The following is a 22,646-nucleotide window of genomic DNA, read 5'->3' as shown; positions in this document are numbered from 1 at the left end:
ATTTCTTTAGTTATTGATGCTGTTTAATGTTCGAGAACGTTGCGGTTTGTGCTTATATTCAATGTATAATCAGCGCCCATTTGGCTAATAGGTTGATCGTAAATGAACAAGCAAGTGTTACTTGAGCGTATTGAGGCACAGTTAGAACAGACATTACAAATAGCAACTGAAGCTGCAATGCGTGCTTATAATACCGCGACAGATGATGAAAATGTGGCAGAAAATAAATATGATACTTTTGCATTAGAAGCATCGTATCTTGCTCATGGTCAAGCTCAGCGAGTGGCAGAATGTAAGGCCGATATTAGTGCTTATCAGCATTTATTTGCAACAATGCCGACACAACAAACGACGATTGTTGTTGGCCATTTAGTGTCTTTAGAAGATCAGCAAGGGCATGCTAAGAAGGTGTTTTTAGGGCCTGCAGCAGGAGGGTTAAAATTTCTGATTAATAATGAGGAAGTAATAACAGTAACGCCAGGCTCACCTTTTGGCGAAGCATTGCTTGGTCGAGAAATCGATGAAGAGGTAGATATTCATATTGGCGGTAATGTCTTATGGTTTGATGTGATTGATATTGAGTAATTAGCCTGATTATTTGGTTTTAAGCATCATCATCGTAAAAGTGTGAATTAGTAACAGTTATCATCCCCTTTATAGCAGTAAAATCATTCATTCCGAAGTGAAATAATGAGCATAAATATTATGCTTAATACTAATGATATGGGGTGATGATGCAACCTGCTTATGCTAATTTAATTGAGCAATTACGGCTTCAGATAGATGAAAAAAGGATTATTACCGATCCTACGTTGATGTTGGCTTATGGTACTGACGCGAGTTTTTATCGTTTGTTACCACAATTAGTTTTACAGCTTGATACGCTTGATGAAGTTATTTTTGCGATTAAAGCGTGTTATGAACGCCAAATTCCGATGACGTTTCGTGCCGCGGGGACGAGCCTATCAGGTCAAGCGCAGTCAGATTCGGTCTTAATAACATTAACGCGGCGTTGGCGCGATTATAAAGTACTTAATGATGGCGCTCAGATATGGTTACAACCCGGCATCATTGGCGCGGAAGCGAATACAATATTAGCGCCGTTTGGGCGAAAAATTGGTCCCGATCCTGGTTCTATTAATAGCTGTAAAATCGGTGGTATTGTGGCAAATAATGCCTCAGGTATGTGTTGCGGCACTTCGCAAAATAGCTATCGTACTATTGCAGGAATGACAGTGGTACTTGCTGATGGAACGCTATTAAACACTTTAGATCTCAATAGCATTACAGCATTTAAAAAAACGCATGCTGCAATGATTGACGAACTGATGCTATTGGTCAGTGAATGTCAGGCTAATAGTGTACTTGCAGATAAAATTCGCCATAAATACCGCTTAAAAAATACCACCGGTTATAGCCTAAATGCGCTGGTAGATTTTGATGATCCGATTGATGTATTACAACATTTATTTATTGGCTCAGAGGGCACGTTAGGTTTTATTGCAGATGTGACTTATAACACTGTCGTTAACCATGCATTTAAGGCGTCGGGGCTATTTGTATTTACCGATATTGAACAAACATGTTTAGCGGTGAGCCAATTAAGTAAAACTCGAGTTGCAGCTGTCGAGTTAATGGATAACCGTTCATTAGCGTCAGTGGCAGAAAAGCCAGGCATGCCAGCTTTTATTGCTCAATTAGGGGCCGATGGTAATACAGAAGCGGCCGCATTATTGATTGAGCTACATGCTGAAAATGAACAAGATTTACTTCTTCAGGCAGAAGGAATGCAACAGATTATCAATGCATTTTCTCCGATTGAGCAAGTTGATTTTAGTCGTGATGCAACGATTTGCGAACAACTGTGGGGCATTCGTAAAGAGTTATTTCCCGCCGTTGGTGCTGTTCGTGAAAGTGGAACAACAGTTATTATTGAAGATGTTGCTTTCCCTATTGCGCAGTTAGCGCCAGCTGTACGTGACTTACAACAATTGTTTGTCCAATTTGACTATCATGAAGCGATTATTTTTGGTCATGCGTTAGCAGGTAATTTGCATTTTGTATTTACACAATCCTTTGACACTCAGGCTGAAATTGAACGCTATAGCGCCTTTATGGATGCCGTTGCACAACTTGTTGCGGTTGAATATCAAGGTTCATTAAAGGCTGAACATGGCACTGGGCGTAATATGGCGCCATTTATTGAACTTGAATGGGGCTATGCCGGTTATCAATTAATGCTCGCGATTAAAGCTGTTTTTGATCCTCATGGCGTATTAAATCCTGGAGTGATTATTAATGCTGATAAACAATCACATATTAAAAATTTAAAAGCGATGCCAGTGGCTGATGAGCTTATTGATAAATGTGTTGAATGCGGTTTTTGTGAGCCAGTGTGCCCATCACGGAATTTATCATTAACCCCCCGCCAGCGTAATACTGTATTTCGCGAAATATCGCGTTTACGACGTAGTAATGAAGATCCTCAACGATTAGCGGCGATGGAAAAAACCTATCGTTATTATGGCTTAGATACTTGTGCTGCAACCGGGTTGTGCGCTGAACGCTGTCCGGTGGGGATTAATACTGGCGATTTAGTACGTAAGTTACGCCAAAATCATACTGACGCCGCCAAGAAAATTGCCTCATGGACAGGAGAGCATTTTGGTGTTGTGAGTGCTTCTGCAAAACTAGGCTTAACAATTGCGAGTAATATGCATACTGTCTTGGGTACCAATCGAATGCGAAAATTGACCCAAAAAGCTTATCAATTATCAGGGCATAAAATACCGCAATGGACGCCGCATATGCCATTACCCGCGGCTAAAATCAACACGCCTGCTATTCATGGTATTACCAAAGAGCGGGTTGTTTATTTTCCTAGTTGTGCCGCTAGAAATATGGGGGGTGAAGTTAACGCGCTTGATAAACGCTCGTTGACGGAAGTCACAATTTCTTTATTAGAAAAAGCGGGCTATGAGGTTATATTGCCAGATGATCTTAATAATCAATGTTGTGGAATGCCTTATGTCAGTAAAGGCTTTCCTGAAACAGCACAGCTTAAAGCGCAACAACTTGAACAAGCATTGTGGCAAGCATCTCGCCAAGGGCAATACCCTGTGCTAATGGATACCAGCCCATGTGCTAGTACCAGTAAGCAATCTTTACGTAATGATCTCACTATTTATGAGCCGTTTAAATTTGTGGCTGATTTTGTATTGCCACGACTAACGATCACGCCGCAGCAAGCACCTGTAATGTTGCATATTACCTGTACCTCTCGTCGGCAAGGGCTAGCCTCTGTTATTGAGCAAGTCACCAGAGTGTGTGCCAAGGATGTGATTATTCCTGACGACATTACTTGTTGTGGCTTCGCTGGTGATAAAGGTTTTACCAAACCTGAACTTAATGCGAGCGCGTTAGCACCATTGAAAGCCCAAGTGCCACAAGGATGTCATGAAGGTTATTCAAATAGCCGAACTTGCGAGATAGGTTTATCTGAACATAGTGGCATTGAGTATCGTTCAATTTTATATTTAGTCGATAAAGTGAGTCATTAGTATTTTTGGTTAACGGTCCACACTTTCCGTTATTTTAATTAAATAGCGGGGAGTGCAGGTATTCTTTATTGATATAAGTTGCTGTGGTGGTTTTATGTCAGTACAGATTATATTCATTTAAGCAATAAGGGTAAAAATGGAGTTTAAGTTTTTATAATTAAGCGACAATAATAAAACCACTAAACTTTGATCTATTTTAGCTATTTAGGAAGGGAAAAGAGCCAAATTAATGCATTTACTCTAATTCATTGAGTCAATGCTTTAAAATGAAGCCTTACTTGATCCGTTTATATCCTTTCCCACACGGACTCTGGCTTGAAAGCCACCTCTCACAAGCCTATCATTTCAATACGTTAATTATTGTGGTTATGTTTATAGCAATACAGTTGCATGGTTATTAAAGTGTATTGGTTATGACTAGACGAACTTTTTTTGGCTTAAATAATTTCTATCATCTAGACTCAAATTTAGCTAAGTGTTAGCTAAATAGGATAAATTCATGGCAACGACAGATACGGCTCCAATTGAACAACCGAACTCAGCGACTAAATCAAATAAATTTCGCAATATTATTGTTTTTATTGTTATTGCTGCGGTTTTAGGTACCGCTGGATATTTTTATACTCGTCATCAAAAATTATACCCAAGTACTGATGACGCGTATATCCATGCCAATATTCTTTATGTTGCTCCACAAATAAGTGGCAAGGTACTCAGTGTTAATGTTGAAAACTATCAACATGTCGCTGAAGGGGATTTGTTAGTTAAGATTGATCCTGCGCCTTATGAAATTCAGTTAGAACAAGCTAAAGCGGCGTATGAAGTTGCTACCCAACAAAATAAAGCCACTGATGATGCAATTTTAGCAGCGAGCGCTAATGTACGTGCTGCTGATGCTAATCTTGTTGATGTTCAAAAAACATATCACCGTGTGATGGATTTAGTGAACCGTAAGTTGTTACCGTTACAACAAGGCGATGATGTAAAAGCGAAGTTAGCCAGTGCTCAAACCAGCCTTGAAGCAGCACGCGCAAAAATGTCACAACTGATAAATCAGCAGGGCGCTAAAGGTGATGAAGCACCACAAGTAAAACAAGCAGCAGCGGCATTAAGCCAAGCAACGTTAAACTTATCGTACACGAATATTTATGCTCCGTATGACGGTAAGCTAGGTAAAGTCAGTGTGCGTCCTGGTAGTGTTGTTTCTCCTGGTCTGGCGATGATGCCATTAATTGAAGATAACACAGCATGGTTACAAGCAAACTATAAAGAAAAAGATATCGGCTTATTGAAAGTCGGTATGACAGCGACAGTTGTGTTAGATATGTATCCAGATGTGACCTATCAAGGTCAGGTTGAGGCATTGTCTCCTGCGAGTGGTTCATCTTTCTCATTATTGCCTCCTGAAAATGCGACAGGTAACTGGGTTAAAGTTCCTCAACGTTTCCCGGTTCGTGTCAAATTTACAGATTTGAAAAATAAGCCATTACTGCGTGTTGGTGCGAGTGCTGACGTCACTATTGATACCCAATCAGAGACCAACTAATGAGTCAGTCAGTCACGCCAGCTAACCGTATATGGATCACCTTAGCCGTTATGTTATCAGCAATCATGGTATTGCTGGATATGACTATAGCCAACGTTGCATTACCGCATATGATGGGGGCATTAGGGGTTACATCTGAGCAGGTGACATGGGTACTTACTTCTTACTCAATGGCTGAAGCTATTTGTATTCCACTTGCGAGCTATTTTGCACTTAAGTTTGGTGTTCGAAGATTACTATTAGTCTCCGTGGTTGGTTTTATTGTTACCTCGGCTTTGTGTGGTCAAGCTGATAGTCTGGCTGAAATGGTTATTTTTCGTATCATGCAAGGTGCATTTGGTGCGTCAGTTATTCCATTAGCTCAATCAACGATGGTGCAAATTTACCCCGCCAATGAACGTGGTAAAGCAATGGCATTGTTCAGTGTCGGTATACTACTTGGTCCGATTTTAGGTCCAACTGTTGGTGGTATTATCACTGAAAATATGGATTGGCGTTGGATTTTTTATGTCAACGTGCCTGTCGGTGCTTTATGTCTTACATTGGTTTATCTGTTCGTTAAAATTGATGGTAAAGGTGAGTCTAAATTAGACTGGCCATTAGTTATCGGTATGACGGTAGGTATCGGTTTATTACAAATGGTGCTTGATAGAGGTAATGAAGAAGGATGGTTTGAGTCTAACTTTATTCTATTTTCATTGATCATCAGTGCCATTGCTTGGGTGTTCTTTATTGTGCGCTCATGGCGTACCAAAGGCGATATTGCTCCAATGTGGCTATTAAAAGACCGTAACCTTGCGGTGTCATGTTTGATCATGGCTGGCTTTTCGATGGGACTATTTGGTATTACTCAGTTACAACCGATGATGTTAGAGCAATTGTTACATTATCCAGTCGAAACGACAGGATTTGTAATGGCGCCGCGTGGATTAACTTCAGCGATTGTATTGCTGGTGATGGCACAATATATGGATCGTTTAGATCCAAGAATGCTGGTGGCAGTTGGACTTGGGTTTAGTATCTTTGGTACTTACCTGATGATGCAGTACTCAATGGAGATCAATTTATATTGGGTACTTATACCATCTATCATTCAAGGTATGGGTATGGGGTTAGTGTTTGCGCCATTGAGTCAAATGGCATATAGAACCTTAGAAGCCAAATATGCTGTGGGTGGAGCGGTGATGTATAACCTTTGTCGAACCATTGGTAGTTCATTTGGTATCTCAATTGTAAATACCTACTTTAGCCGAACTCAACAGCGTGAATGGCATGCATTAGGGGCTGATATAAGTGCCACTAATCCAATATTACAGCAACAGGCAATGCAACATCATACTACGGTTACTGATCCTAACTTTATTGCTCAAGTCAGTGCGTTACTGCATCAACAATCGACATTATTGGCCTTTGTATATACATTTGGTTTCTTAATGTTTTCTTATGTTGCGTTGTTGCCTTTATTAGCGCTATATCGGTTTAAGAAAAAAGCCCCAGCAGCGACAGCAAATACTCATTAATACTGATAAGCATAATGAGTCAGCAATAAAAAAGGTAGAGTATTCTACCTTTTTTATGTGCTGATGATCGTGTGTTGGTTGTTTTACTAGCAGTGGTTTGATTGCTAACTATACGTTATCGTTATTATTTTTTCTTTTTGCTCAAAAATATATCTATCAGTAAGATTGGATTATATTTCACCTTTACAGACTTAGTTGTGGTGGTTATTATAGCTGCCATGGAGAGATGGCTGAGTGGTTGAAAGCACCGGTCTTGAAAACCGGCATACGTTTATAGCGTATCTAGGGTTCAAATCCCTATCTCTCCGCCACCTTTGAAGCCTCGTCTTATATGACGGGGCTTTTTTATTGCCTCGCTTTAATTTTCTCCTCCGTTATTAAATGTTATACATACCAGTCGAAGCTAATGCTAATTTTGATTTGTCGCCGACATCGAAACCGAGGTGTCGGCTCTTCAATGATAATTTAATGCAGCCTTGTCCGATTATCGATAACCCAGAAGAATTCCGTCAGCATATTCAAGATGTTGGGGCTGTTCCTCAATATGAAGGTGCGGATGGATATCTTAAATTTGGCGATCAACTTGATAGTCTTGCTAAAGAATGGGAAAAATATGCCATTAAGATTTGGGATGAAGAAGGGTATGGTGATCAATATACAGCGGAACATAAATGTTATACCTGTGGCGGTAAGTGATTAATTATAAGTTAGTATTATTTTTATACAGTGATATCAAATTATGATTGATTGTTATCATGTATTCATATTGAACGATTGTTTGAATAAAAAACTTTACAGGTAATGCGTTTTATGTGACAATTTAGTCACTCTGTAGCTAGAGTAATTGATTGAGAATTAAGTAAAAGAAAAACCCTTAGAAGCATCTTCGTTATTGTTGTGTACACTAGTGTTTCCCTTCGCTTTATCATCATCATATTAAATTATTCAAGCTTCAGTGCATCGCACTTTGCGATAATTTTAAAGAATTTATATAAGGGACACAAAATGTCTAACAAATCAACTGGTCTAGTAAAGTGGTTTAACGAAGAGAAAGGTTTTGGTTTCATTACTCAAGACAACGGCGGTGCTGACGTATTCGTTCACTTCCGTGCTATCGCTTCTGAAGGCTTTAAAACTCTTGCTGAAGGCCAGAAAGTGTCTTTTGAAGTAGAGCAAGGCCAAAAAGGTCTTCAAGCTGCAAACGTTGTAGCTCTATAATTTTATAGTTAATCTATAAAGTTAATATTGGCGTAAATAACTCAGTTATTTGCGCCTTTTATATTTTTAAATCATCCATTTATATTTCTCATTCCCTCTTCAGTTTACGCTTCTATCTCTTTTCAACTTAGCATAATGATTTTATATTGTTGTCGATATTAAGTTATTGATGACGAGAAGATGTTTAATCAAGCACTGAACTAAAACTAAACACCCTCGCTATAAGTTAAATGATCTAATCAATATCAAGCATACAATTTTATTAATATGATAATGTGTAAGTGACTATTTACTTACTCTGTGATTCGGTTAATTTAACCAAACGGCCGTCATAAGAACAAATGATACTAAGAACATCTTTTTTAAAACTGTAAAGACAGTGGTAGATGGCTTGTAGATGTTGTATTTCTGCGGCGATATTGTGTTCGAATTCTGGTGGGTATACGGCATCTATTGTTACTGATGAGTGGCAGTCAGTTTGTCGTGTGAGGGTTATTTTTTTCCAAGATGTCATATTTCGCCTTAGTGTAAACATATTGTTGTTTTATAGTACACTATACTGTTTCTTGAGTGAAGACGATTTTTCTATTATGACAATATACAGAATGATATTTCGTATAGCTGTGATATGGCAGGTAGATATAACATACAGAAAAAGTATTGACGAAGTCAGTCGTATATTTATAAGGCTGGAAGGCAAAAAAATACCACTCAAAAGAGTGGTATTTAGTGTTTAATCGTTGTTATCGTGCATTTGTTGGTGCAACAAGGCGCGCTTTACCTATAACATGAGCTAAGATGTTATATCCTGCTAGTGCAGGTGATGCATTTTCAGGTAATTTAATATTCGCTGTATTTAATGCATAAACAGTGATTTGGTAATTATGCGGTTTTGCATTTGGTGGTGGGCATGCGCCGCCAAAACCTTTAAAGCCAAAGTCATTGGTAACCATACTTGCCCCTTTAGGTAGCGCTTTACCGCCAACAGCACCAGCACCTTCTGCTAAAGAGTGCACATTGGCTGGAATGTTAATTACACTCCAATGCCACCAACCACTGCCAGTTGGTGCATCAGGATCATACATAGTAACAGCAAAACTTTTTGTTCCAGCCGGTACATCTGTCCAACTTAACTGTGGGGATTCATTTTTACCTGTACAACCCCATTGGTTGAATAATTGTTGATTATTAAGGGTTTGATCATTGGTAACGTTCTGACTCGTTAATGTCATCGCCGCTTGTGACATGAAAGAGGGTAATGCAAAAAGCAGTGCCACAGCTATTGTTTTAAATTTCATTATTTCACCTGTAAAAAGCTAAAAATTGTATTACTTAACAACTTATAATTATTAAATATTGGTGTAAAATCTTTAGAAGCTATAATGTAGCATTACTTACAATAGCTCAAATCAATAAAAATACACCAATAGTTGAGAAAAAATACTCTAAAGGATAGAACGTGAGATCATTGCCTCCATTAAAAGGTATTATTTATTTTGAAGCTTCTGCTAGGCTACAAAGCTTTAAATTAGCAGCTGAGGAATTATTTGTAACACCGGGCGCGGTGAGTCATCAAATCCAGACGCTTGAAGAATTTATTGGGCAAAAGTTATTTATTCGCCAACATCGAGGAATCAAATTAACCAATGCTGGTATACGTTATTTTAATCGTGTATCACTGATTTTAAAGGATTTAGATCAGGCTACAACAGATGTTGGATTTGTGACAAAAACGCAAAAATTAATCGTATCTATTCCGCCTACATTATTAAATAAATGGCTATTACCGCGGCTTAATTATACTTATTTAACTGACAATGCCATTGCTATCGTTTTTATTGATACAATTGAAACCTTGGATTTAAATAAGGAAAATATCGATTTATCAATACGTTATTGTATTGAAACGCCAACAGAAAAATATCATCGGCTATTATTCCACGAACAAATGATTGCAGTTTGTGCTCCCAATTATATTAATAAACCGTTAGATGATCTTGCAGATGAAAGGTTAGCTAGTTGTACATTAATTGAAACGACAAATAGATTAATTCAGTGGGATCTGGTTTTAGCGAATAATAATATAAAACCTTATTCTAATCAGAGTAAAATTTATTTTCAAAATTCGATGCATACTATTGAGGCTGCAATACAAGGTATTGGTATCGCTTTTGTTAATCGTCTTTTTGTTGAGTCGTATTTAGATCAAGGCGTACTGATAGAAGCTATTGATATGACGGTTATGCAGGAAAAAGTGCCTGGTTATTATTTAGTAAGTAATTATGAAAAAATGCAAAATCCAGCGACTCAACTTCTTTATAAAGAAATTGAGTCGTATGTTAACAATGATATAACTACTGTTATTTTTGATAACTAATCACGAGAAGATGCTTTATTCTGCATGCATAGCTATATCAGTAATTGCTTCATCATTTTCAATACTCTCAAGCAGTGATTTTAATAATAACATCGCTTGTGGTAGTGAATATTCTTCATTACAAACTAATGACTGAATTTGTTGTTGATAATCAGATAATTGTCTCATTATTTAACTTTATAAACATCAGTCGTTAGCTTGGTAGTGTACTTCTCACCAAGTAAATCATCTCGAGCTGCTGACCATGCGTTGGCATAACATAGTGCTAATTTGGCTTTATCTGCACTTTTAATCGGTCCTTGGTCAATCGTATTTTTTTGATCATTACATTGTGCATTTATTTTGGTGTTATATACCTTTCCTTGATCGGTCAAATTATAAACTTGATCTTTGGCATTTTTTGTCGCTTGTTGTAAGCAATTAATAAGTCCTTGTTCATCATAATTGGGGTTAGTGACACATGATTGTACAACAATAGAGTTAGCTGCATTCGCTGTTGTTGAAAGTAATGCACCAAGAGTAACAGTAACTAAAAGTGTTTTTTTGAAAAGAGATGACATATTTATTTACTCACTAATTCATATTCTTATCTGATAAATGATATACCTAAAACATATAAAGTAAATGTAAAAACGGATGATTAAGCGCGAACGGGTATTAAGACTAGGCTTCATGATGAGTAAGAATACGCTAAGAGTTAAATTTTGCAATTATTTGTTGCATATTCTATGAGTTTGTAATTATTATGTAATCAGTAGATAACAATTAAGTACTCAAGGATGATGTATGAAAGAAGTAGCTTTTGAAAATGATGTAGTTCGTCTTTATCTCAATGAAATATCGACTAAACCACTGCTGACTAAATCAGATGAAATTCTTTACAGTCGTAAGTCATTACTTGGTGATGAAAGTGCTAAACGTGTACTTATTGAGTCAAACTTGAGACTGGTTGTTAGTTTAGCTAAAAAATATCGAGCGTCGACGTTATTATTGAGTGATTTAATTGACGAAGGAAATATTGGTTTAATTACGGCTGTTGAGAAGTTTGATCCTGAAAAGGGATTTCGGTTCTCTACCTATGCATCATGGTGGATAAAACAAACAATTGAGCGCGCAATTCATAATCAAAGTCGTACTATTCGATTGCCTGTTCACGTGTCAAAAGAAGTGAATACCATTTTACGTGCTCATCGTGATTTAATGACTAAAAATAATAATGAGCCATCTCCGGAAGATATCGCTGATTACTTAAAGCGTGATGTAAGTGAAGTTTCATTTTTAATGACAAATAATTTACATGTATTATCTTTTGAACAAACACAGAATGATGACGAAAATCATTCGTTATCGTATTTTGTTGCCGATGAAAACGCTAATCTAGATAAAGAATTAGAAACCAATGACATGCAAATTATTACTAAAAAACTATTGGCTAATTTAAGTGGACGTGATCGCGAAATCATCTGTCGTCGGTTTGGATTATTGGGCTATGAACCGCAAACATTACAAGAAGTTGCTGATGCTGTAGGGTTAACCCGTGAACGGATACGTCAATTACAAATAAAAAATCTGACAAAATTAAAGCGTTCTTTAGTTAACGATAATTATGATATGGAAATGTTGTTTTCAATATCAGCATAAATCATGATGATATATAGAAAAAGGGATGATAGCGATCATCCTTTTTTTATATTGGCGATATACAATAGCGATCATAAATACACAGTTATGCTCCATATCTGCAGATTGAAGTTTTGTTTAAGAAGCATAATATAAAATTATAGATAGTGACCAATCTTTATTATTCATAATTTTAGGAGTGTTGTTATGCCAATTACCGATGAAACATGTGAACATTTAGAATTACTTAATGCATTAATATCTCGTCAATCATTATTATCGACTAATCGAATGCAATATATTGTTTATGCTGCAGCATTAGCTTGTCAGAATAAGAATGTATTACGCATGATTCAACACCTTGTTGGTGATGTGACGCCTAATCAACGACAAGATATTCATCATGCTGTGGTGAGAATGGCAGCAACAAATGCTTATTATATGGCTATGCATAGTATTGATTTAAAATGTAACACTTCAAATGCAATGCAATTAACACCATTAAAAGAATTAGATGTTGAAGATAAAACCAGTTATTACTACGCCTGTATTGCAGCCTGTCTAGTTAATAAGGGTTACAGTTGTTTAAGTAATCACATTACACTTTTACGTAGTTGCGATGAATCTGATGAGTCAATTAATATGGCTTTAAAGTTGGTTGCTTCGGTGTTAGTAATGTGTCAATCAAACTTTAATAATGAGTATTCTTGAGATAATTAACAGTAAATGTAAATAAACACATAAAAAAGCTGCTGATTATTTAGCAGCTTTTTTATATGTTGAGATCGACAATAATGAGCAGCTGATAAACGCTACTGCTTTAATCGTGCGAACAAAGAAAAATATAACAACTGCTTGATAGCTATGCGATATAAAAAAGTAAATTAATATTATGCCTTGATGTAATAACGTAAGGTCATATGATACTATTCACTGCAAATTTAGTGCTATACCATTTTATATATGGATATACGTTAAATATTAATGTCATAAACTATTATAATCACCATTAATCGTTAATGGTATGTTGAGAGATGTTGCTGTGATTGATCTGTTAAAAGATATCTTAGGATGGACATCAGTGGTGTTTTATATATTAATTACTATATTTAACACCATGAAAGTTACTCGTTATGCAGCTTTTGCTTCTGCTGCGAATGATACAATCTGGTCAATATTGATGGGATGGTGGCCAAAAGTTATTCTTAACTTATCGGTTACAGCTATTAATTTATATCGATATTTTAAAGATTTTACTCAAACAGCAAAGATTGTTATTCAAGTATTAGCTGCAGTAATGATAGCGGGCATATCTTACATTGTTTATGTTGCTGTTCATGCTTTTATTGCAGAGCCAACGTTAGCGGTAGGATTACAGTTTGTTGATCTCGGTGTGATTGTTATTGCACTGTATATGACCGAGTTAAAAAAATATCGGTTATTGATGTTGTTATCAGGTTTTGTTGGTATGGTTGGTTACTTTGGTAACCCACAGATGATGGTCATTAAAGCACTGGTTATTATAATCATGAGCTATAAGTTGTTTACTACACGTAATGATACACCAGAACAGCAAGCGGCAGAAAATAAGTAACTTTTAATAAATGATAACGATTGTCTCGTTCTGCTTTATTGGCTTAAAACCATTGATATAAAAAAACGCTCATTATTTAATACAATGAGCGTTTTTATCATTTACTTATTATAAGCAGATGAAAAATTAAATTTCAAAGCTAGTTAATGTATCGCCATTATCAAGTAATTGCTGTAATGCTTTAGGTGTACGGCCTTGACCTGTCCACGTTTTCTCATCGCCATTTTCATCAACGAATTTGTATTTAGCAGGACGAGCGGCACGCTTTTTCTTAGTTTTAGGGCTATCGCCAATTAATGCAATTAATTCTTCAGGTGTAATGCCTTCAGCTGCAAGCATGTCACGGTATTTCTGCAGTTTGGCTTCTTGTTCTTTATTTTCTGCTTTAGCTTCTTCTTCTTCCACACGGCGTTCTTCAACGACTTGAGTGAACTTTTGTAGGCCTTCTTGCAGATCTTCAATAGACATTTCACGCGCTTGAGCTCTCAAAGAGCGTAGATTTAAAAGAGTTTCAATCATGTTATTAATTCTAAATAAAAGTAATTTTGCCCATTGTACTTAACTTTTATAATAAGACACTAAAAATAGTTACTATTATTGTAACTAAATCCCATTTTTTCTTTTATTGATAAATAAATCTAACTCAAACGAGTATTAGTTATAGGTTATTAATACGGCCATTTACAGCAATAAAAAAACTACATTTATAATAATGATATTCAGATGATAGAGAATGTTAATGTTCACTTTATAAATACTAAACGTATAAACACTAATGATGAAACCTTAACTGAGCGCATATTGGGTTAACAATATGGGACCTGTTTAATATTTAATACTTAAAAAATATCAATGTGCAATATATAAAGTTATATAGAGATCAGAGTGGGAGCATTTATTTGTTTCTATTTGTAACGATAAAGCGCTAGGTTTGACTGTTAATACGCCACATGGCTGATTTTTATTGCTAAAACAGCAATAACCCTGCTTAGTATAAAAAATATTCATCATAACCATAATAGATGTTATTTGTGTCTTTAGTGTTAAAAGAACATCATATATGTAACTTTTCATGGATGATATATAGCAGTAAGGATATCGTTTGAATACATTACGTAAAAATTTCGAGCTAATTGATAAGCCAACATTTTTTGGTGCATTAGCAATGTTGATCTCGGTGGTTGTTCCACTCCTTTTATTCCCAAAAGAAGGCGCAGAATGGATTGCTGTCGCTAAAACCTTTATGACAGACAAACTAGGCTTTTTATATTTAGCCCTAGGTATGGCTGCTTTCTTTTTTATGATCTACATTGTATTTTCTGATATTGGCCAAATTAAATTGGGCGATGCAGATGAAGAGCCTGAATTTAAGACTGCATCATGGGCTGCAATGTTATTTTGTGGTGGTATCGGTGCAAGTATTCTGTACTGGGGTGCTATCGAATGGGCTTATTATTACCAAAGTCCACCATTCCAATTAGCACCAGGTAGCGAAGAAGCTGTACGCTGGGCTGCAACCTATGGTGTTTTCCATTGGGGACCTATTGCATGGTGTATTTACCTTGTACCCGCGGTGCCAATTGCTTACTTCTTTTATGTTCGTAAACAACCTGTATTGAAAGTATCTGCTGCATTAATGCCAGTAATTGGTGAAGCACGCAGTCATGGCTGGGTAGGTAAAGTAATTGATGTACTATTCATTTTTGGTTTATTAGGTGGCGGTGCTACAACATTGGGTTTAGCCGCACCATTGATAACTGAAGGTGCACATTACCTTTTTGGTACACCTAAAAATACACAAACTCAAATTATTGTTCTTCTTCTATGTACTTGTATTTTTGGTTACTCTGCTTATGCGGGCATGGAAAAAGGCATTAAAGTACTAAGTAATATTAACTTCTGGGGTGCATTAGGCTTATTGGCCTTTATTTTAGCTGCTGGGCCGACGATCTTTATGCTAGAAACAGGCTTAGATTCATTAGGTCGTATGCTTTCTAACTTCTTTATTATGGCAACGTGGGCTGAACCTTTTGGTGGCTACGGTACCTTTGAAGATACCCACTTTCCACAAGATTGGACTATTTTCTACTGGGCATGGTGGCTAGTGTTTGCACCAAGCATGGGCTTATTCATCGCACGTATTTCACGTGGTCGTACAATTAAGCAAATGGTGACAGGCTCTATTTTCTTTGGTTCGATGGGTTGCTTCTTGTTCTTCATGGTATTAGGTAACTACGGTTTGTCGCTACAATTATCAGGTGCACTTGATGTGGTTGGTATTTTGAATGCAGAAGGCGCAACTAAAGCTATCTTCTCTATTCTTGAGCAATTACCATTTAGCACACTTGTGATTGCGGTATTTACGCTATTATGTTTGATTTTTACAGCAACAACGTTTGACTCTATTTCCTATATTCTTGCTTCTGTTGTTCAGAATGATGTAACAGAAGAGCCTATGCGTTGGAACCGTTTGTTTTGGGCATTTGCAATGTCGTTCATGCCATCAGTATTGATGTTTATGGGAGGCCTTGCCACACTGCAAACAGCAGCGATTGTTGGTGGTTTACCATTGTTGTTCATTACCGTTATGTTAATGATTTCAGCAGTAAAAGCAGCGTCACTTGATTTGAGTCACCAAAATGGTTATGAAGATCCAGTGATTAATATCGAAGAATTGCCTGATGTTGATCCATGGTCAAAAGAAGGTATGGCGTTAGCGAAGTTTGAACAATTAAAAGATGCGGCGATTGAAGCTGCAGATGCTGAACGTGATGCACTCAATGCGATTTGGAAGATTAAGAAAACAATTCGTGCACAAGCGTTAGCAAGTGGTGTTGATGCGGGTGAGGTTCCTGAAGAATTGGCTGAAGAACTGCACCGTCTTACCACAGAAGCTATGGCTGCGAAAGAAGCTAAACTTGAAGCGTCAGAATTAGCTCAAGAAGCACGAATAGTATTTAATGATATTTTAAAGCAGAAAGAAGAAATACTAGAACTTGAAGTTCAAAAAGTATAAATAGTATTAAATTGTTTTAAATACGCTATAAGGCGATCTTCGGATCGCCTTTTTTTGTTTTTTTAAACAGCAGTGATGATGGATAGTGATAGTTAAACATGATCAATTGAGATAATAACTTTGCCTATAATCTCGATATCATCTTGTGCAATTGTGACTGAAGATTGACCATAATGTAATACCAGCTGATTGGCAGGTAATCGTTGAATATCATTAATCGACATTAATTGATCGATACTAATTAGGTAATTACCGCTGATGGGTAGCGTATCATTTTTGTCGATGATCAATGTCGCTGTTGCAGTTTGTAATGCTATCAATAAAGGGGGTTCATTAGTTGATTGCTTGAGTAATACTTGGTCGAAAGATAAAGCTGACAATGGCGCAAGTTGGCCTGATTTTAATCGGTAATGAGGCAGTATTAATGTGTCCAAGTTAGCCTCAGTCATTGAAGTATTGATATGAGGAAATGCCTCGCCTTCATCTAATAATAGCCAATGCAGTGATACTCCCGTAGCAAGGTGGGAGCGAATAGCTATTTCAAATGGTGTCGTTTCTCGAGAGTGCCATGTTGATACCGTACCACGTGGAATATTAAAAACATCAGCAAGATCTTGATATTCATCAATGTCTAATACTGAACATAATTTTGATGTAACGGCTTTACCACCAAGATATTGGTAAGAAGAAAGAGACGTAACATGAGATTTATGTGTCGAAGTAGGTTTCATTTTGGACGATTAACCATATCAAAGTAATGGGATAACAACAGATTAAGTATCTAATAGTGTAACTAACACATCAGTAACAAATATACGATATAACGCAAAAGTAATGTATTTGGTGTCAATTATACATTTAGTTTATATGTTGATGTGTAAATTTACGAATACTTGGTTAAAAATGCAACCTATAGCATATTGCCATGGCGCTATTTGACAGATTTGACTCGTTTACATTAAGTATTATGGCGGGGATTTTTTTTGAATGAGATTTATTTCACTTTGTGATGTAAAAGTATATTTTATACATACTAAAAGTAATGATCTGCTCTATTGCCCTTACAATCATCTTTCAAAATATGATTGCAGTTATGGGCGTCATTAAAGCGGAACGAATAACGTTCCGCATAAGTTTATATTGTTAGCATTTGATGAAGCTCTTTCACTTTCTCTGGTGGCATACTTTTAACTAAAGCAATAACAAGTTCATTTACGTTTTTAGCAGATGGGCTAATGGTATGACTAAAGCCTAAAGACATCACAAAAGTATGTCCACATTCAGGATCTGAACATGAACAATATAAGTCTGCCGCTGCATTTGAAAACCAATTTGTTTTGTTAATACGTGCTTTTTCGCCACACTGGGTACAATGAATACGCATTGCCATTTGAATTACCTATTTTTATTGAAGGCAAAAATTCAAGAATCATTGGTATAAACAATGTCATTACCCACAAAGAGCTAAAAATTGTGAGCTTCTAGCTCAATATAGATAAGCTTAGATTTTTGCTTTTATGGGAATGATAGGGATTACCTACCGCTATTAACCTCGATCTGCTGCATTTTAGTGACTGAGATGTCAGTTAATTGCTTAATTCTGTCATAAAAACACTTCCCTCATACCAAATGGTCAATTGAAGTTCGGATTCATTCGGATTTTTACTCTTTTCCGAATTGTTCATAACGACAGTTGATGCATCACTTCATCAAATGAATAATAATAATCACATCAAGTAACCCACTGGAGTAACCGGAAAGACCAATATTGAGACTTACATCATTGGAGATAGATATTGGGGCAAAATCCCTATTTACTTCAAATAAACAAGGAATTACAAGATGTATGAGTTATTGGATTGGTTAGTAAATAAAATGGTGTTCGTGGTTTTTGTTATCATCGGACATTTTCAATTCATGACAATAGAAGCTTGGTCTTTGATTGTTTCATTCTGTATGGGGGTCTTCGCTTTGTCGTTGAGTTATTGGCATAAGAAAGTTATGCAACAAATAGCTCGCGAAAGAGGAGTATCCATTTATGAATAAATTAAGACCAATTTTATGCTCAATTACTGCAGTGATAGCACTCTTTGGTGATGGTGAAATAGGGAATAGTACATTACCAATCGGGAATGTTGTTATTGCTGGCGAAAGCCAAGGAAAATTAAAATTAACACCAAAAGGATTAAAATTAATAGGAGATTATGAAGGCTGTAGGTTAGATGCGTATCGTTGTCCTGCAGGGTATAAAACAAATGGTATCGGCAATATTCATAATATAACCACTGATATAATAGATAATGAACAAGTAGCAAGAGATTGGATTTTAAATATTCAACAGGCGGAGTCTTGTTTAAATAATATTATAGGGGGTAATAATATCACCCAGGGACAGTATGATGCTTTAACGTCATTTATATTTAATACGGGCTGTACAAGATTTCTGAAAAATAAAGATCTTACTGCAACAAAAATATCTACTTATGTAAAAGAGGGAAAGTTTTCATTGGCTTGTTTGCAATTATCTCACTGGATTTATGGTGGTGGTAAAAAGCTAAAGGGCTTAGTGAAAAGGCGGAAATCAGAATATTTACGGTGCATTGAATAGGATATTCAGTCATGCGGATATTATTAGCCTCAGTTATTTTTGTTTTATTAGTGAAAATTGAATATATGGATCGTGAATTAGAGTCTCTTGTTGTTGATAGAAATAATGTGATAAACATTAATCAATCAAATATAGAAAAATTTAAATTCTTAAAAGAACACACAAAAGAGAATACGAATTTATTTTTACAACGGGAACAGCGAAGAGTTAAGCAACATGAGGATTATGTTGAAACGACTGAATCTTTAAATAACATATTGTATGAAAAAGAAAAATATCATAGTGATTGGCCTGATGCTGTTATTGATTGGCTGCAGCAACCGTATTGAACCAACGCGAGTGGAGATAATTAAGGTATTACCAGAACCTTGGCTAATTACAGTATGTAATAAACCTAAAATGACAGGAAAAACACCAGCACAAACTATTTCAGAAGATTTACCTCGATTAAGACGTGCATTATCTCATTGTGCACAGCAGGTTGATGATTATTTACAATGGTATAAAAACCAAGAAAAAACAAATAACTAAATTTCGAATGTAAAATAAGGATATTAAAATGAACACAATTAAAAAAACAAATAAAAATGTAAATACTAACAATACATCAGCAAATAATGATGTATATATTGAAGATATTTCTGATATTAATAAACCTATTGTAGATAAACAATTAAATAGTGATGCATATTTTACAGCATATTCTGATAGTAAAATGGATATTAATCTTTTTCCAGAATCAAGTTCGACAATTAGATTAGGTGGCAACTCACAGCCTAATATTCCATCATGGGCGACATATGGCAATATGTTATCACTGGTTTCACCAGGAGCGGATACGACAGTTCAAATATTAAGTGGCTATGATAATGATAACATTGGTTTCCGTAGTGGTAATAAGAAAACACTCCCTAGTCGCGATTTTGTAAAGTTTTTTCATGAAAATAATTGTCCAACAGCAGATCAAGTTGGTGCAGCTGTAGCATTAACAAATAGCCAGCCAGGTTCGGTTTATAATATGCGAAGTGATGGCTCTTGGGCTGAGGCTATTAACGATGCTCCTCATGATAATAAACAATATGTACGTGAAAATGGCAATTGGACTGAAGTTACTGCCTTACCTAATGTAGGTGATGGCGAAGATAAATCGTTATGGGTTGAAGCTAGCTCAATGGGTATTATTTATAATGATGCCAAAAAAGCCGCAGCTAACGCCTCTATATTAAAAAATGCAGCTGCTAAACAAGTAGTACGTCTAGCGTTTACCGATAACGTGTATTTCGATACTACAGCAGGTGAAATTGTTATTCGCTATGGTTTAGAGCTTCATGGCTGTTTAGGTAAAAAGATCCACTGGGTAGGCTCACCGATTACAACCAATAGTGACGATTGTTTAAGTGTGATGACGATGCCTAACGTTGCGGAGATGCCGTATTACTGTGAAACGAATTGTTTCCATGTGACAACCGGTAAACTGACTTTTATTGAAGGCGATGGTTGGGGTGGCTACCGAGGTATTATTTCACGTGATTGTAATTACGATGGTAGCTTCCGTTACAAGTTCTTTGGTAAAGAACAACATCCAACCAAAGGTAATCCTAATTCATCAACTTATACCTTTAAAGGTGATTACGCCGGATTTGGTGAAGTTATTTTTGATAATTTGACACTAACAAATTCACGCCACCTGGCATTTTTTGGTGCGAATCAGTTCCCTTATGAGCGTATTGTATTTAGAAATGTGGTTATGCGAAATTGTAGCCGAGGCCTTTACTCTGGCGGCATTACCAATACAAACCCGTGGTATTTAGATGTACAAAAAGCGATGCGTAATATGGTGGTTGAAGGTCTTGATTGGGAAAATAGTGCAGATTTTTGGGCGGGTGAAGACAATAACACCGCAGTATATGTTACGCCATTATTGTGGGAAGGTAATCGACTAATTTATACCAATGCACGGATTCGAGGCGTTAAAGTACGCTCTCATGCGAATAATAAAGGTGCTCGAGCGTTGTCACCGGTTTATCTTGGTGGGATTCGTGCAGAGATGCGTGATTGTGAAACCGTAAATATGTATAACTTTAATCCAGATGGTAGTACTAACACTTGTATATTCTTGAAAAAAGTACGTAATGCATTAATTAATAATATAGAACACCGCTATGAAGAAAACTTCTTTAGGGATATGGAAGCTGATTTCGGAGTAACGGTTGATAATACTCAAGGGATGTTTATTTCATACTCTCCAGAGCCTGGTGCACCTTGGGATGATAGTGTTAATTATGGAAGTGAGCCTGCTGAGTCAATCATTATTCGTAATGCGAAGTGTTGGTTACCTAAATTGTTGCGAACTGCTGATATATCAACACAGATTGTTGGTAGCTATGAAATAACCGATTGTGATTTTGAATCACCTGATAATGGTTATAACAGTAATGGTCGAATGTCTGGTGCATTTACGTTCCTTACTGTCAGTTGGTGGGATAACAGTAAATATTTAGTAGATAACCAAATGGTTAATCGTCGCGCAATCTTTAAAGGTAACCGTGTCTACACACCAAATAACACCGCCGGTAAATTAGCCTACGTTGATATTCGTGATATGCGTCAGCATCGTAATGGCGGTTATGTTATTGATATTAGTAATAATGATATTACAGCAAATTGCCTTAAAGAATTACAATTAACTTGTACTTCGGGTTCTGAGTTTAAAGCTCAAGACTGTATTATTAATCAGGTAACATTGAATAACCGGGTTCATATTGTGAATTCAACCCAAAATGATATAACACCACGACATGATGTTTTTGTTGCGGGTAATAAAGTGCCTAAAGTTATCCGGTTAGACATGGGAGGGCATTACAGCTCAACGGCGAAGAATGCATTACTTGGTCGTGTTCAGCAAAATGTATTTGGTGCTGATATGACGACTGGCAAGTTTCGCATTACGTATGCTGAAGTTACAGGTGCTACACCGGGAATTACTTTAATGAATGCAACTCGTCCAAGTAACGGTTGTTTGCAGAATAAAGTCCATGATTATAACGGTACGATGACAACGAAAGCAGGCTGTTTTGATTTTTATACTCGTGTTGAAATTACCAATGTCAATATAGAGAAAGAGACATGTACTATTGGTTATTTCCACCCATCAACTAAAAAGTGGACTAAAATCGAGTGGGATGCCACCAAAAATGATAGTAGTTTTGAGATTTTGGTTAATAGTAAAAATCGCTTTGGTAATGACAACGAAAGCTCGCCAATTAAAGCACGTATTGGCCGTCGTTCAAGCGCATTAACGATGACGCTATACCCTAATTATGGTGATAGCAATTATTCTTCAGTAGTCGATGTAGAATTAAATATTAATCAATATTAAGCTAAAATAAATATTAATCAGAGGCGTATTAATAATACGCCTCTTTTTTATTGACTACATTAAGATTGTTTTATTGTAGCAATAATATTTAATTGATGTTGTTTATTAAATTATGTCAATAATTGTTAATATTAATTCTGTGCTGTAGTATTTCACAATAACTTTCGCTATATTGAAAAAAACACCATCGTAATAAATAACCCATAAT

The 22,646-nt window shown here is 36.4% G+C and carries 22 protein-coding genes and 1 tRNA gene; 16 read left to right on the top strand and 7 right to left on the bottom strand.

Annotation, left to right across the window (positions count from 1 at the left end):
* Positions 1–102 precede the first annotated feature (102 nt).
* The 7 genes from G6R09_RS04230 (at position 103) to G6R09_RS04200 (ending at position 7,844) form a co-directional block, all read left to right on the top strand.
* Entirely contained in the window at positions 103–585 is a 483-nt protein-coding gene (locus tag G6R09_RS04230; protein ID WP_065177043.1) for a transcription elongation factor, read from the top strand.
* A gap of 149 nt (positions 586–734) precedes the next feature.
* Positions 735–3,560 (top strand): FAD-binding and (Fe-S)-binding domain-containing protein, encoded by a 2,826-nt coding sequence (locus tag G6R09_RS04225; protein WP_163921087.1) that lies wholly within the window; start codon positions 735–737, stop codon positions 3,558–3,560.
* Positions 3,561–4,059: 499 nt separating this feature from the next.
* Positions 4,060–5,106 carry an HlyD family secretion protein gene (locus tag G6R09_RS04220; RefSeq protein WP_065166619.1) on the top strand — a complete coding sequence of 349 codons (1,047 nt, stop codon included), beginning with the start codon at positions 4,060–4,062 and terminating at the stop codon, positions 5,104–5,106.
* Positions 5,106–6,626, top strand: a complete 1,521-nt coding sequence (locus G6R09_RS04215; RefSeq protein ID WP_163920682.1) for a DHA2 family efflux MFS transporter permease subunit — start codon at positions 5,106–5,108, stop codon at positions 6,624–6,626. The genes G6R09_RS04220 and G6R09_RS04215 overlap by 1 nt, the downstream gene beginning before the upstream one ends.
* A gap of 220 nt (positions 6,627–6,846) precedes the next feature.
* Positions 6,847–6,937: transfer RNA gene (locus G6R09_RS04210), tRNA-Ser, on the top strand.
* A gap of 157 nt (positions 6,938–7,094) precedes the next feature.
* The gene (locus tag G6R09_RS04205; protein WP_205522976.1) at positions 7,095–7,322 is read left to right on the top strand and encodes a hypothetical protein; all 228 of its coding nucleotides are present in this window, start codon (positions 7,095–7,097) and stop codon (positions 7,320–7,322) included.
* A 309-nt stretch (positions 7,323–7,631) separates the two neighbouring features.
* Positions 7,632–7,844: a cold-shock protein gene (locus G6R09_RS04200; RefSeq protein WP_036791338.1), complete on the top strand. Its 213-nt coding sequence runs from the start codon at positions 7,632–7,634 to the stop codon at positions 7,842–7,844.
* A gap of 289 nt (positions 7,845–8,133) precedes the next feature.
* Here G6R09_RS04200 and G6R09_RS04195 read toward each other — a convergent pair whose 3' ends face one another.
* Both G6R09_RS04195 and G6R09_RS04190 read right to left on the bottom strand, forming a co-directional pair.
* Positions 8,134–8,358 (bottom strand): hypothetical protein, encoded by a 225-nt coding sequence (locus G6R09_RS04195; protein WP_146152965.1) that lies wholly within the window; start codon positions 8,356–8,358, stop codon positions 8,134–8,136.
* A gap of 229 nt (positions 8,359–8,587) precedes the next feature.
* Positions 8,588–9,142: a YbhB/YbcL family Raf kinase inhibitor-like protein gene (locus tag G6R09_RS04190; RefSeq protein ID WP_065166622.1), complete on the bottom strand. Its 555-nt coding sequence runs from the start codon at positions 9,140–9,142 to the stop codon at positions 8,588–8,590.
* A gap of 161 nt (positions 9,143–9,303) precedes the next feature.
* On the opposite strand from G6R09_RS04190, the gene G6R09_RS04185 reads away from it, so the two are divergent.
* The gene (locus tag G6R09_RS04185) at positions 9,304–10,221 is read left to right on the top strand and encodes a LysR family transcriptional regulator (RefSeq protein ID WP_163920679.1); all 918 of its coding nucleotides are present in this window, start codon (positions 9,304–9,306) and stop codon (positions 10,219–10,221) included.
* 15 nt (positions 10,222–10,236) lie between these two features.
* On the opposite strand, the gene G6R09_RS04180 is transcribed toward G6R09_RS04185, so the two are convergent.
* Positions 10,237–10,389, bottom strand: coding sequence for a hypothetical protein (locus tag G6R09_RS04180; protein ID WP_156673555.1), 153 nt, complete (start codon positions 10,387–10,389; stop codon positions 10,237–10,239).
* Entirely contained in the window at positions 10,389–10,781 is a 393-nt protein-coding gene (locus G6R09_RS04175) for a hypothetical protein (protein WP_065166624.1), read from the bottom strand. The genes G6R09_RS04180 and G6R09_RS04175 overlap by 1 nt, the downstream gene beginning before the upstream one ends.
* Positions 10,782–11,007: 226 nt before the next feature.
* Between G6R09_RS04175 and G6R09_RS04170 the strand changes: the two genes are divergently transcribed.
* From G6R09_RS04170 to G6R09_RS04160, 3 genes are all read left to right on the top strand, one after another.
* Positions 11,008–11,862 (top strand): sigma-70 family RNA polymerase sigma factor, encoded by an 855-nt coding sequence (locus G6R09_RS04170; protein WP_163920676.1) that lies wholly within the window; start codon positions 11,008–11,010, stop codon positions 11,860–11,862.
* 186 nt (positions 11,863–12,048) lie between these two features.
* Positions 12,049–12,552, top strand: a complete 504-nt coding sequence (locus tag G6R09_RS04165) for a hypothetical protein (protein ID WP_163920674.1) — start codon at positions 12,049–12,051, stop codon at positions 12,550–12,552.
* 331 nt (positions 12,553–12,883) lie between these two features.
* Positions 12,884–13,435, top strand: a complete 552-nt coding sequence (locus G6R09_RS04160; RefSeq protein WP_181317421.1) for a hypothetical protein — start codon at positions 12,884–12,886, stop codon at positions 13,433–13,435.
* Between the two features lie 126 nt (positions 13,436–13,561).
* Here the strand turns inward: G6R09_RS04160 and G6R09_RS04155 are convergent, their stop codons facing one another.
* Entirely contained in the window at positions 13,562–13,963 is a 402-nt protein-coding gene (locus G6R09_RS04155; protein ID WP_065166628.1) for an H-NS family nucleoid-associated regulatory protein, read from the bottom strand.
* 574 nt (positions 13,964–14,537) lie between these two features.
* On the opposite strand from G6R09_RS04155, the gene G6R09_RS04150 reads away from it, so the two are divergent.
* On the top strand, positions 14,538–16,451 hold the full coding sequence (locus tag G6R09_RS04150) for a BCCT family transporter (RefSeq protein WP_082967974.1): 1,914 nt from the start codon (positions 14,538–14,540) through the stop codon (positions 16,449–16,451).
* Between the two features lie 92 nt (positions 16,452–16,543).
* On the opposite strand, the gene G6R09_RS04145 is transcribed toward G6R09_RS04150, so the two are convergent.
* Both G6R09_RS04145 and G6R09_RS04140 read right to left on the bottom strand, forming a co-directional pair.
* Positions 16,544–17,182 carry a helix-turn-helix domain-containing protein gene (locus G6R09_RS04145; protein ID WP_065166629.1) on the bottom strand — a complete coding sequence of 213 codons (639 nt, stop codon included), beginning with the start codon at positions 17,180–17,182 and terminating at the stop codon, positions 16,544–16,546.
* 404 nt (positions 17,183–17,586) lie between these two features.
* A complete protein-coding gene (locus G6R09_RS04140; protein ID WP_065166704.1) occupies positions 17,587–17,835 on the bottom strand; it encodes an ogr/Delta-like zinc finger family protein in 249 nt (82 codons plus the stop codon).
* Between the two features lie 654 nt (positions 17,836–18,489).
* Between G6R09_RS04140 and G6R09_RS04135 the strand changes: the two genes are divergently transcribed.
* The 4 genes from G6R09_RS04135 to G6R09_RS04120 are packed head-to-tail and all read left to right on the top strand — an operon-like array spanning position 18,490 to position 22,438.
* Positions 18,490–19,059 (top strand): lysozyme, encoded by a 570-nt coding sequence (locus G6R09_RS04135; protein WP_107204494.1) that lies wholly within the window; start codon positions 18,490–18,492, stop codon positions 19,057–19,059.
* Positions 19,060–19,070: 11 nt separating this feature from the next.
* A complete protein-coding gene (locus G6R09_RS04130) occupies positions 19,071–19,388 on the top strand; it encodes a hypothetical protein (protein ID WP_065177036.1) in 318 nt (105 codons plus the stop codon).
* Positions 19,354–19,590, top strand: a complete 237-nt coding sequence (locus G6R09_RS04125) for a hypothetical protein (protein WP_065177035.1) — start codon at positions 19,354–19,356, stop codon at positions 19,588–19,590. Before G6R09_RS04130 ends, G6R09_RS04125 begins: the two co-directional genes overlap by 35 nt.
* A gap of 28 nt (positions 19,591–19,618) precedes the next feature.
* Positions 19,619–22,438 (top strand): hypothetical protein, encoded by a 2,820-nt coding sequence (locus tag G6R09_RS04120; RefSeq protein WP_065177034.1) that lies wholly within the window; start codon positions 19,619–19,621, stop codon positions 22,436–22,438.
* The last annotated feature ends 208 nt before the right edge of the window (positions 22,439–22,646 follow it).

Origin of the sequence: Photobacterium sp. Alg240-V54 (assembly GCF_900537155.1) — a bacterium.
In the GTDB taxonomy this organism is placed as follows: Bacteria; Pseudomonadota; Gammaproteobacteria; order Enterobacterales; family Vibrionaceae; genus Photobacterium.
The sequence above is the reverse complement of the archived record's forward strand: the minus strand, read 5'-3'. Positions and strand labels throughout refer to the sequence as shown.

Excerpts from the sequence above, each read along its gene's own strand:
- G6R09_RS04180 (WP_156673555.1), bottom strand. The coding sequence starts at position 10,389 with ATGAGACAATTATCTGATTATCAACAACAAATTCAGTCATTAGTTTGT.
- G6R09_RS04165 (WP_163920674.1), top strand. The coding sequence starts at position 12,049 with ATGCCAATTACCGATGAAACATGTGAACATTTAGAATTACTTAATGCA.
- G6R09_RS04230 (WP_065177043.1), top strand. The coding sequence starts at position 103 with ATGAACAAGCAAGTGTTACTTGAGCGTATTGAGGCACAGTTAGAACAG.
- G6R09_RS04135 (WP_107204494.1), top strand. The coding sequence starts at position 18,490 with ATGAATAAATTAAGACCAATTTTATGCTCAATTACTGCAGTGATAGCA.
- G6R09_RS04190 (WP_065166622.1), bottom strand. The coding sequence starts at position 9,142 with ATGAAATTTAAAACAATAGCTGTGGCACTGCTTTTTGCATTACCCTCT.
- G6R09_RS04215 (WP_163920682.1), top strand. The coding sequence starts at position 5,106 with ATGAGTCAGTCAGTCACGCCAGCTAACCGTATATGGATCACCTTAGCC.
- G6R09_RS04220 (WP_065166619.1), top strand. The coding sequence starts at position 4,060 with ATGGCAACGACAGATACGGCTCCAATTGAACAACCGAACTCAGCGACT.
- G6R09_RS04145 (WP_065166629.1), bottom strand. The coding sequence starts at position 17,182 with ATGAAACCTACTTCGACACATAAATCTCATGTTACGTCTCTTTCTTCT.
- G6R09_RS04140 (WP_065166704.1), bottom strand. The coding sequence starts at position 17,835 with ATGCGTATTCATTGTACCCAGTGTGGCGAAAAAGCACGTATTAACAAA.
- G6R09_RS04130 (WP_065177036.1), top strand. The coding sequence starts at position 19,071 with ATGCGGATATTATTAGCCTCAGTTATTTTTGTTTTATTAGTGAAAATT.
- G6R09_RS04170 (WP_163920676.1), top strand. The coding sequence starts at position 11,008 with ATGAAAGAAGTAGCTTTTGAAAATGATGTAGTTCGTCTTTATCTCAAT.
- G6R09_RS04205 (WP_205522976.1), top strand. The coding sequence starts at position 7,095 with ATGCAGCCTTGTCCGATTATCGATAACCCAGAAGAATTCCGTCAGCAT.
- G6R09_RS04195 (WP_146152965.1), bottom strand. The coding sequence starts at position 8,358 with ATGACATCTTGGAAAAAAATAACCCTCACACGACAAACTGACTGCCAC.
- G6R09_RS04175 (WP_065166624.1), bottom strand. The coding sequence starts at position 10,781 with ATGTCATCTCTTTTCAAAAAAACACTTTTAGTTACTGTTACTCTTGGT.
- G6R09_RS04120 (WP_065177034.1), top strand. The coding sequence starts at position 19,619 with ATGAACACAATTAAAAAAACAAATAAAAATGTAAATACTAACAATACA.
- G6R09_RS04200 (WP_036791338.1), top strand. The coding sequence starts at position 7,632 with ATGTCTAACAAATCAACTGGTCTAGTAAAGTGGTTTAACGAAGAGAAA.
- G6R09_RS04125 (WP_065177035.1), top strand. The coding sequence starts at position 19,354 with ATGCTGTTATTGATTGGCTGCAGCAACCGTATTGAACCAACGCGAGTG.
- G6R09_RS04225 (WP_163921087.1), top strand. The coding sequence starts at position 735 with ATGCAACCTGCTTATGCTAATTTAATTGAGCAATTACGGCTTCAGATA.